Annotated in this window: 12 protein-coding genes and 1 rRNA gene; 1 reads left to right on the plus strand and 12 read right to left on the minus strand. The window is 39.4% G+C overall.

The features are described 5' to 3' along the window. Positions 1–2 precede the first annotated feature (2 nt). From rnmV to metG, 3 genes are all read right to left on the minus strand, one after another. Positions 3–533 carry a ribonuclease M5 gene (gene rnmV / locus ERX37_RS10940; RefSeq protein WP_133430712.1) on the minus strand — a complete coding sequence of 177 codons (531 nt, stop codon included), beginning with the start codon at positions 531–533 and terminating at the stop codon, positions 3–5. Between the two features lie 63 nt (positions 534–596). Continuing rightward, positions 597–1,361 (minus strand): TatD family hydrolase, encoded by a 765-nt coding sequence (locus tag ERX37_RS10945; RefSeq protein ID WP_133430713.1) that lies wholly within the window; start codon positions 1,359–1,361, stop codon positions 597–599. A gap of 10 nt (positions 1,362–1,371) precedes the next feature. Beyond that, complete coding sequence (metG, locus tag ERX37_RS10950) at positions 1,372–3,333, minus strand: methionine--tRNA ligase (RefSeq protein ID WP_133430714.1); 1,962 nt, start codon at positions 3,331–3,333, stop codon at positions 1,372–1,374. A 255-nt stretch (positions 3,334–3,588) separates the two neighbouring features. Here metG and ERX37_RS10955 point away from each other — a divergent pair, with 255 nt between their 5' ends. Beyond that, the gene (locus ERX37_RS10955) at positions 3,589–3,873 is read left to right on the plus strand and encodes an AbrB/MazE/SpoVT family DNA-binding domain-containing protein (RefSeq protein ID WP_133430715.1); all 285 of its coding nucleotides are present in this window, start codon (positions 3,589–3,591) and stop codon (positions 3,871–3,873) included. Between the two features lie 20 nt (positions 3,874–3,893). Here ERX37_RS10955 and rsmI read toward each other — a convergent pair whose 3' ends face one another. The 9 genes from rsmI to rrf all read right to left on the minus strand — a co-directional run bounded on the left by rsmI (position 3,894) and on the right by rrf (position 10,011). Beyond that, on the minus strand, positions 3,894–4,742 hold the full coding sequence (rsmI, locus tag ERX37_RS10960) for a 16S rRNA (cytidine(1402)-2'-O)-methyltransferase (RefSeq protein ID WP_133430716.1): 849 nt from the start codon (positions 4,740–4,742) through the stop codon (positions 3,894–3,896). Beyond that, a complete protein-coding gene (locus tag ERX37_RS10965) occupies positions 4,739–4,993 on the minus strand; it encodes a GIY-YIG nuclease family protein (protein ID WP_133430717.1) in 255 nt (84 codons plus the stop codon). The genes rsmI and ERX37_RS10965 overlap by 4 nt, the downstream gene beginning before the upstream one ends. Beyond that, entirely contained in the window at positions 4,986–5,714 is a 729-nt protein-coding gene (locus tag ERX37_RS10970; protein WP_133430718.1) for a tRNA1(Val) (adenine(37)-N6)-methyltransferase, read from the minus strand. Before ERX37_RS10970 ends, ERX37_RS10965 begins: the two co-directional genes overlap by 8 nt. A 37-nt stretch (positions 5,715–5,751) precedes the next feature. Continuing rightward, positions 5,752–6,072, minus strand: a complete 321-nt coding sequence (locus tag ERX37_RS10975) for an initiation control protein YabA (protein WP_133430719.1) — start codon at positions 6,070–6,072, stop codon at positions 5,752–5,754. A 12-nt stretch (positions 6,073–6,084) separates the two neighbouring features. Beyond that, complete coding sequence (locus tag ERX37_RS10980; protein WP_133430720.1) at positions 6,085–6,879, minus strand: PSP1 domain-containing protein; 795 nt, start codon at positions 6,877–6,879, stop codon at positions 6,085–6,087. 5 nt (positions 6,880–6,884) lie between these two features. Continuing rightward, entirely contained in the window at positions 6,885–7,796 is a 912-nt protein-coding gene (locus tag ERX37_RS10985; RefSeq protein ID WP_165982045.1) for a DNA polymerase III subunit delta', read from the minus strand. Positions 7,797–7,867: 71 nt separating this feature from the next. Continuing rightward, positions 7,868–8,473, minus strand: coding sequence for a dTMP kinase (gene tmk, locus ERX37_RS10990; RefSeq protein ID WP_133430722.1), 606 nt, complete (start codon positions 8,471–8,473; stop codon positions 7,868–7,870). 1 nt (position 8,474) lies between these two features. Further along, a complete protein-coding gene (locus ERX37_RS11795; RefSeq protein WP_133430723.1) occupies positions 8,475–9,887 on the minus strand; it encodes an Orn/Lys/Arg family decarboxylase in 1,413 nt (470 codons plus the stop codon). Between the two features lie 9 nt (positions 9,888–9,896). Next, positions 9,897–10,011: ribosomal RNA gene (gene rrf, locus ERX37_RS11000) — 5S ribosomal RNA — on the minus strand. Between the last annotated feature and the right edge of the window lie 9 nt (positions 10,012–10,020).

Genomic DNA, 10,020 nt, shown 5'->3' on the forward strand with positions numbered 1-10,020 from the left:
CCTCACTTTATCGCTTTTTTTACATCTTCCTCAGTGACACCGAACGCATTAAGTCTATGAAATAATTGCTTACCGTTACAGTAACCTATCTTAAGCTTACTGCATACCTTTGCTCTTCTTTCCTTTGCGCCGGGACCTATGATAAGTCCAAGGTCGACCAGCAGTTGTTTACTGATTGTTTCCACATCACTATCGAACGGGGTGCTTACATTAATCAGCGCCTCTTCAATTGCCGCGAGTGGCGCGTGTTCAATTCCAATTTTACCTCGTTTATTGCGTGCAATGGATGCATCAATAAATGCTTGTTTAGCACCTGGCACTCGTTTTTCAATGGTCGTTCTGATTTTATTACCCGGGTAATCAGGGTCAGTCAGGATGATGACACCTCTTTTTTCAGCTGCATGCTCAATCGTCTGCAGCGTTGCTTCATTGATAGCTGAACCATTCGTTTCAATCGTATCACAGTCAACAGCCTGCTTCACTCTGACCGTATCATCTTTTCCTTCAACGATTACAATTTCATTTATTTTCATATTATCACCCGTCCCATTATAGCATAACAGGCAGAAATCCATTGCCGGATTTCTGCCTGATAATCATAGATTAAATAATCGTTCAGCATTACGAGTCGTAGCTGCTGCAAGCTCCTCATAACTTATGCCACGTAAGTCTGCAATCTCTTCAGCGACCAGCTTGACGTAAGCAGGTTCATTTCTTTTGCCTCTATAAGGATGAGGCGTAAGATAAGGGGCGTCCGTTTCAACAATGAGCTTGTCGAGCGGCACATGTTTTGCCACTTCTTTTGGTTGCTTTGCATTTTTGAATGTGACAGGTCCTCCTAATGAGATAATGAAGTTCATTTTCAGAATTTCATCACAAATTTCTGTTGAACCACTAAAACTATGCATTACACCTCCTACTTCAGCCGCATTCTCTTCTTTTAGAATATCAACAACGTCTTGTGTAGCTTCCCGGTTATGAATCACGATAGGTTTCTTCAGTTCTTTTGCGAGTGTAATTTGACGACGGAAGACTTCCTGCTGAATATCTTTCGGTGATTTATCCCAGTGATAATCCAGACCCATCTCACCAATCGCCACAACTTTCGGATGACCGGCAAGTTCTTTAATCCATTCATAATACTCATCCGTAAAATCAATCGCGTCAACCGGGTGCCAGCCAATTACACCATAAATGAATTCATACTGATCGATAAGTGTCATCGTGCGCTTAATCGTCTTCTCATCAAAACCTACGACAATCATACGGTCAATTCCCGCTTCCAGTGCGCGATCGATGACCACCTGTAAGTCTTCATCGTATTGATCGGCATTTAAGTGTACATGTGTATCGATTAGCATTTCATCACTCCTATTTAACGATTGAGCCGTTACTGATTGAGCTAGGAACACTCACCAGTGTTAGCTGTCCTTCTTTTTCAGCAGATAGAATCATACCTTCAGATTTCTCTCCGCGTAAGTTAACCGGTTTTAAATTCGTTACGACAATTACTTTTTTACCGATAATATCTTCTGGTTTATAATGCTCCGCAATCCCGGACACAATCTGGCGCTTTTCATTTCCTAAATCCACCTGAATTTTCAACAGTTTTTTAGCTTTCTTAACATGATCCGCATCAATGATTGTAGCAACCTTAAGCTCGACTTCATTAAATGTATCAATTGTAATTTCGTCTTTACTAGCTATAACCTCTTCTTTTTTAGGAGGCTGCATTGTCTCTTTAATGAAAGCGACTTCCTTCTCTACATCAAGACGTGGGAAGATAGGTGCAGGCGTAGCTGTCACCTTAATCGCTTTTAATTGACCATACTTTTCAATACTTGAGAAGTTTTGAAGTTCACTGTCACTCAGATTTATCTGTTCAAAGATTCTGTACGGTGTCTGTGTGAGGAATGGGCGCAGTAATACTGCAGCAATACGGATATTTTCAAGTAGGTGGTACATCACGCTTTCCAGCAATTCTTTCTGTTCAGCGTCCTTTGCAAGAATCCAAGGTGTCGTCTCATCAATATATTTATTCGTACGGCTGATTAGTTTCCATACTTCCTGCAGTGCAACTGAAAATTGTAATGACTCCATGGCCTGATCATAATTAACTTTTGTCTCTATTGCCAGCGCTTCAAGTTCAGCATCTTTTTCGTGCAGCTGTCCTTTATAACCAGAGAGCTCTCCGTCAAAATACTTATTAATCATTGCAATTGTACGATTCACCAGATTACCGAGATCATTGGCAAGGTCGAAATTTGTACGATCAATAAATGCTTCTGGTGTGAAGACGCCATCTGAACCAAATGGTAATTCACGCAATAAATAATAACGTACTGCATCAAGACCATAGCGATCAATTAGAACGTGTGGATCTACTACGTTTCCCTTTGACTTACTCATCTTACCGTCTTTCATTAGAATCCAGCCATGCGCAAATACTTTTTTCGGTAATGGCAGCTCAAGTGCCATCAATAGAACAGGCCAGATAATCGTATGGAAACGAACAATCTCTTTGGCCATCAAGTGAATATCAGCTGGCCAGTATTTTTTAAATAAAGCATCATCGTCACTTAAATAGCCTAAAGCTGAAATATAGTTTGTAAGTGCATCTATCCACACATAGACAACGTGTTTCGGATTAGAAGGCACTTTAATACCCCAGTCGAATGAAGTACGTGAAACAGCTAAATCTTCTAATCCTGGTTTGATAAAGTTATTCAGCATCTCATTTTTACGGGAGACGGGCTGAATAAACTCAGGGTGTTCTTCGTAATATTTCACGAGACGATCTGCATACTTACTTAATTTAAAGAAATAGCTTTCTTCTTTCACGAGTTCTACAGGGTGTTCGGAATCCGGACTTTTGCCTCCGACAATTTTTTCACCTTCATATACAGGATCGACGAGCTGTGTTTCTGTGTAATACGTTTCATCAGGTACTGAATACCAGCCTTCATATTCACCGAGATAAATATCGCCTTGCTCAAGTAAACGTTCAAACACTTTCTCAACAACTTCTTTATGTCTTTGTTCTGTTGTACGAATAAAATCATCATTTGAAATCTCAAGCTTTTTCCATAGTGCTTGGATATCAGCAATAATTTCATCCAAATATTCAATTTCAGGTTTTCCCGCCGCTTGTGCTTTCTCCTGAATCTTCTGACCGTGTTCATCTGTCCCTGTCAGGTAGTGAACGTCATAACCTTGTAATCGCTTATATCTCGCAATAACGTCCCCTGCCACAGTTGAATAAGCATGGCCAATATGTAATTTACCACTTGGATAATAAATAGGGGTCGTCACATAGAATGTATTGTTTGGCATCGTAGTCCTCCTCATTGTTTATGGTATTTAATATACAGAAAATACCCTTACAATTCAATTCCTTTAAATGTAAATTCGACATTAATAATAAATAATAGTTGTCGAACTTTATTACCATTATGTTACATTACGTAAAATATGATAGATATTTATTGACATTGTATATTTATGGTAGTATATTCGTAATACGACAAATGTCGAATATTAAATAAAAAATGTCGAATTAGTAAATGATTCAACAGGAGGATATATATAATGAAATCTACAGGAATTGTAAGAAAAGTTGATGAACTTGGACGTGTCGTTATTCCGATCGAATTGCGTCGTATTTTAGATATCGCAGAAAAAGATGCTTTAGAAATCTACACAGATGCTGATAAAATTATTTTAAAAAAATACAAACCAAGCATGACTTGTGCTGTAACAGGTGATGTATCTGAAGATAATTACTTACTGGCAGGCGGCAAACTTGTCTTAAGTAAAGAAGGCGCAGATCAACTGATCAAAGAAATTCAAGAACGTGAAAAAAACGCTAAATAATGAACAAGGGCCCTCGCGCATTAAGCGCTTGGGCCTTTATTATTAATATGATAACTATCATAGATTTCTCTTTTTTTCATATTCCGGTCTAGCGCAACCTGCTTGATGGCTTCTTTTGAAGAATAATCATCTTTAATATAATGTTCGACATGCGCATTTATGGATAGCGTCGCCCACCACCTCTCTTCTTCCATCATTTCATACTGTCCGTCTATAACGATAACAAATTCTCCTTTTAGAGGAATATGTTCTTCCAGTTGCGATAAAAGTTCAGTGACAGGTGCAGTGACGACTTGCTCAAACCTCTTAGTTAACTCTCGACCAAGTGAAACAATTCGGTTTTCATCAATCTTCTGTATAGTCTGTAATGTGTCCTTCACACGGTAAGGTGATTCATATAATATGATCGAGTGAGGTTCTTTCATTAAAGACGAGAGTTTACTCGTTTTCTCGTTGTCTTTACGTGGCAGAAAGCCAGAGAACAAAAAAGAATATGAAGAGAGGCCACTCGTCATTAAGGCCGTCAGTGCTGCATTAGGGCCAGGTACTGTCTCTACTTGCAGTCCGGCCTTACGCACAGCATTAACCAGCTCGTAACCAGGGTCACTGATAAGTGGCAGCCCGGCATCTGAAACTAATGCAATCGATAAGCCTTCCTGCAGCTTCTCAACCAGCTGTTCTGTCATCTTATCCTTATTATGTTCATGATAACTTTTAAGCGGTGTATCGATACCATAATGATGTGTCAACTTACCTGTAACTCGTGTATCCTCACAGGCAATCAGATCCACTTCCTTTAAGATTCTCACTGCACGAAAAGTCATATCCTCCAGATTGCCGATAGGTGTGCCTACTAAATATAATGTCATGCTTTCACCCCTTTAATCAATTGCTCTTTTTCTTTTCTCGTTAGCTGCTTAATCGCATATTCACGCTGCATGGCTTCTCTTTTTGTTGGAAAGCTTTCACTGTATATTCTTCTGACGGGCAATCGATTTCGTGTATACTTTGCCCCTTTGCCTGTGTTATGAACAGCGAGTCTCCTATCGAGATCCGTTGTATATCCGGTATAAAATGTCCCATCCGCGCATTCAAGTATGTAAATAAAGTGTTCAGCCATAATAAACCTCGTGCATCTCACTGCTATATGTACCATCTGCAGCATAAATATAAAATGGCGGCATGACCTTACAGTCAGATTTCCCACCTTTAATGGCTTCTATCACGACAGTTACGGCGTTTGGTTTATCAGGGCGTGAATAAATCGGCCAGATTGTTTTTGGTTCAATTCCGTGAGTCCTCATGCTGACCAGACAATCTACTAGTCGATCAGCTCTGTGCACCATATAGAGCTTTCCACCTTGTTTCAACAGGTGACGACTTGCAGCAGTGCAGTCATCCAGTGTACACATGATCTCGTGACGTGCAATTCGATGGGCTTCTTTCAAATGCTGAAAAGATTGGTTTTCTCTAAAATAAGGTGGATTACAAGTCACTATGTCATATTGACTCGGTTTATATGATTGAGTCACAGTTCGTAAATCTTTTTCAGTAATAGTAATCTGATGACTTAACTCGTTGTATTCAACTGAGCGTTTGGCCATATCTACTAATTGGGACTGTATCTCAATGCCTTCGATAGGTATTACTGATTTATCGCTCAGCAGCAATGGAATGATACCATTTCCTGTACAAAGGTCCATTACTTGTCCCTTCTTAACAGGCTTCACAAAGTGAGCGAGCAGTAATGCATCTGTAGAAAATGAAAACACATCATCATTCTGTATAATACGGATATTCTCTTTAATAAGTTGATCTAAACGTTCATTAGTTTTTAACATAGTGTCCTCCACTAAAAAAAGGCATCGACTGCCTTTTTTAATCTGAATCCAGGAGACTCAGACAGAACATACAATCTCCGCCGCCTCGGTGTTTACCAAACAGTTCACCCCGGCAAATATGAAAACCTTCAGCATAGAGCATAGCCAGGTTATCTTTACTTTGCAGAGATTTCATTTTTTTAGGTTGATTTTTTGGATTCTGAATCAATCTCTGAAGATTATCACGTTCCAGCTTGAGCGCAACATTTTCTTCCACAAGTTCAACTGTCTGCTGCTTGAGAGAGATGAAGCTCTGCTGCAATAATTTCATCTGCTGCTCCATCTCTACTATTTCATTCAATAGCTCATCTCTGTTCATTTATTTAACTCCTCACTTGATTTCATCAAGGTGATACTCAATAGGCTGTTCAATGCCCTGAACCTTCACTTGCATCGTTACGTCCAGAATATTAAGTCCAATTACTTTGCCCGGTCCTTCCGGTGTGTCAATCTTTTGCCCGATATCCGGCAATTTTTGTCGTGTCTCTTCGTAATAATCATTTTCATATTTAAGACAGCACATCAGACGACCACATGCACCTGAAATTTTAGAAGGATTAAGAGACAAATTCTGGTCTTTAGCCATTTTAATAGAGACAGGTTCAAAGTCACCAAGGTAAGTGGAGCAGCATAGACTACGTCCACATGGTCCAATGCCTCCCAGTATTTTGGCTTCATCTCGTACACCAATCTGACGAAGCTCGATTCTTGTCTTCAGCTCAAAAGCCAGACTTTTAACGAGTTCACGAAAATCAATACGCTCACTAGCTGTAAAATTAAAAATAATTTTACCTTTATCGAGCGTGTATTCTGCGTTGACGAGTCCCATATCCAGCTTATGTTTAGCAATTAATTCTTTACACCTTGTAAAGGCTTTATCTGCATCAAACATATTGCTTTCGTATTTAACTAAATCTTCTTTCGTTGCACGATGCTTAATAGCAGGAACCGGCTGCACAACTGCATCATCCTCAACTTCACGATTGCCGATCACCACTCGTGCGAGCTCTTTACCTCTCTTTGATTCCACTACTACATAATCACCAAGTACATACTGTTCATTGTCAGGCATAAAATATTCTGTTTTATCTGCGACATGGTATTTTACACCAATAATTTCTGTCATGTCTTTCACCCCTTTGCTATTTCAATAGCAATATGTTCCAGCACTAACATAGCACTTACATATTGCAGTAATTTCTGCTTTCCTTGTTGTACGACATCCATCCATCTCGTCAATGTCTGTAAAGAGACATTAGTGCTCAGCTGTTCAAAAGCGACCTGATGATCCGGAAAGCTTAATCGTTCTGATCGCTCAACTTTTATATAAATCATATCTTGAAAATAAAGCTGCAGCATATCCAGTAATAGGAGCTGTCCTGTCCGTTCATTCGCTATTTGCAGCAGTTCAACGATTTGAATCAGTCCCATCTGACTATCTTTTTGCATCATATCAGCCCATTTGACTGTTGCCTGTCTCACTGATTCGAACTCATTTTCTTCAATCCATCCCTGTGCCTGGTCTGAACTAAATGATAGGGCCGAGAGTGTCGATGCTAAATCCGGATGAATATGATCCTTCAGCATCTGCTCATATGTACTTTTTGACTGTATAACAATATGCTGACAACGTGAATGAATAGTCGGCAGAATATGACTTGCTTGAGTAGTCAGTAATAAAGCAACTGTATTCGGTGGCGGCTCCTCCAGAAACTTCAAAATGGAGTTCTCTCCTTGTACTGTCAGTTTGTCGAAGTCGACAATAACATACACTTTATAGCGGCCTTCCACGGGCTTTTGGTTCATACGGTGCAGTACATCTTCAATCATATCTTTCTTGATGGTTTGTTCTTCAGTCTCCAACCAGTAAAAATCAGCATAATTGTGACTACGAATACGAGATTCACTTTGTGCATCATCACATAGAATACGGACAGCGAAATCCATTGCTTGCTGTTTAATATCCTCACGCTGAATGCCTTCAAGTAAGTAAGCATGTGAGAGCTTTTTTTTATCCGCTAATGTTTCCAGCTGGTTTATCATAAGAACCTCCATCTATATCGAAAAAGCTGCATTTCTGCAGCTCACCATCTTCTATAGCACATTATAACATATCATTTCATCTTATCGAGGATGACTTGATAAGCACTTTCAATGACGTCAGCAATAGGACGTGCTGCATCAATGGTTACAATACGGTCGTATTGTTCAGCAAGATAATCATAGCCTTCACACACGAGCTGATGAAAAGCCAGCGACTCTTTATCAAGACGATTAGTTGCTCGAGCATTATCATTAATACGTGATAGCCCTATCTCGGGTGCTACTTTCAAATATAGGGTGAGGTCTGGCATGTGCTCTTCAATCGCAAATCGATTGATGTCCATGATTGCATCTGCTCCAAGACCTCTCGCATACCCTTGATAGGCAAGGGAACTGTCAATAAAACGATCACAAAGCACCAGTTTTCCTTCCTCAAGCGCAGGCAGTACTCTTTCAACTAAATGCTGACGTCTACTCGCTGCAAATAGTAACGCTTCAGTACGAGCATCCATCAAATTATCATCAGATAATAGTAGTTCCCTGATAGCTTCACTAATACGAATGCCTCCTGGTTCACGTGTTGTAATGAGCGGTTGATTCAGACGTTCTGCAATAGCCTGCATCACAGTTGATTTACCTGATCCTTCTGGACCTTCAAACGTAATAAACAATGTCATACTACTCCTCAACTATTATTTTAATATTTCCATCCATTATACCATGAACATTTTCATAAGTTTTAAGGACATTTAGAAGGCGTTCAGTTAAAACTTCTCCCGCGAGTATATAAGGAATACCTGGAGGATAAGGAATCAGCGCTTCAGCCAGTTTACAACCGGTAGCTTCATCGATTTTTACTGATTTAACCCGACTGGTAACAGGTGTATAGAATCCACTGCTGAGATTCAAAAAAGGTATATCAAGCATGTTATGTCGTGTTTTAACCTCAATTGTTTTTAACCGTCTGATCAATTCATCAAAAGGATATAAATCATCTCGATGCCAGAGGGGAAGCACTAACAAAATGTAATCATAGCCAGAGAGTTCAATGAATACTGCTCTGTCTTCAAATAATAGTTTAATTTCATCTCCTGTATAACCTTCTTTTTTTATCACTAATTTTAAAGGGTCTGATACTTCAATGACTTCGAATGCCTGGCGGAGGACATCAATAAGTTGCTGACGCTTTAGCATAAACTCGCCGTCATTATAATGAAGATAAAATTGATGAGCTTGTTCCAGACTAGATAATATTAAATACGAAGGACTTGATGTCTGTAATACGGATAGATAGGAAATGGTAGCACTAATTAATTTACTATCTTTTTTCAAATGGATAACTGAGCCCATCGTTAAAGCAGGAAGTGTCTTGTGATAGGACTGAACAACATAATCTGCTGCTGCACGAAGAGAAGACATAGGAAATGCATCAGTAATATCGAAATGCGCGCCATGTGCTTCATCAACAACTACTTCAATATTACGATCATGAAAGTATTGAATAGCTTCTAAAATATTAAAAGTCTCACCAAAATAATTAGGATATGTCAAAATGGCTAAATCCACAGTATCCCACTCACATTTATCTAACTCATCAAAATTTAAACCGATATATTGATTTGTTTTTTCCGAGACTTCCATAGGTAATATGATTGCTTCTGTATTTGTGAGATCTAAACCATTGATAACAGACTTATGCACATTCCTCATAATAGCAATCCGTTCATCACTTAGTTTATGATGTGCCTGAATAATAGCTAATATGCCTACTGTTGTACCGTTTATCAAATAACGGGATTGATATGCCTGACTACGAGATAAGGAGATTTCACTGTCCGCAATCACAGTTTCTGCTTGGTGATAATCATCTAATCCGGTTATTTCTGTCATATCTTGATCAAGAGATAACTGCATCGATCCTATGGTATGTCTATGATGTCCCGGTACGTGTAACGATATACTATCTGAATAACTTTTAAGCTGATCTGTTATAGGATTCATATCAACAGCTCCTTTAGCTTCAGTATAAATTAAATTTAGACACAAAAAAAGAGACCTAACAGGTCCCCGAGTGCGGCTCATCGCATCCATTTTTAAATTGCCCGGCAACGTCCTACTCTCGCGGAACGTAAGTCCAACTACCATCGGCGCTAGAGAGCTTAACTTCTGTGTTCGGTATGGGAACAGGTGTGACCTCTCTGCCATCGTCACCAGACAAATTGAG

This window comes from Macrococcus hajekii, assembly GCF_004359505.1.
GTDB classification, from domain to species: Bacteria; Bacillota; Bacilli; order Staphylococcales; family Staphylococcaceae; genus Macrococcus; species Macrococcus hajekii.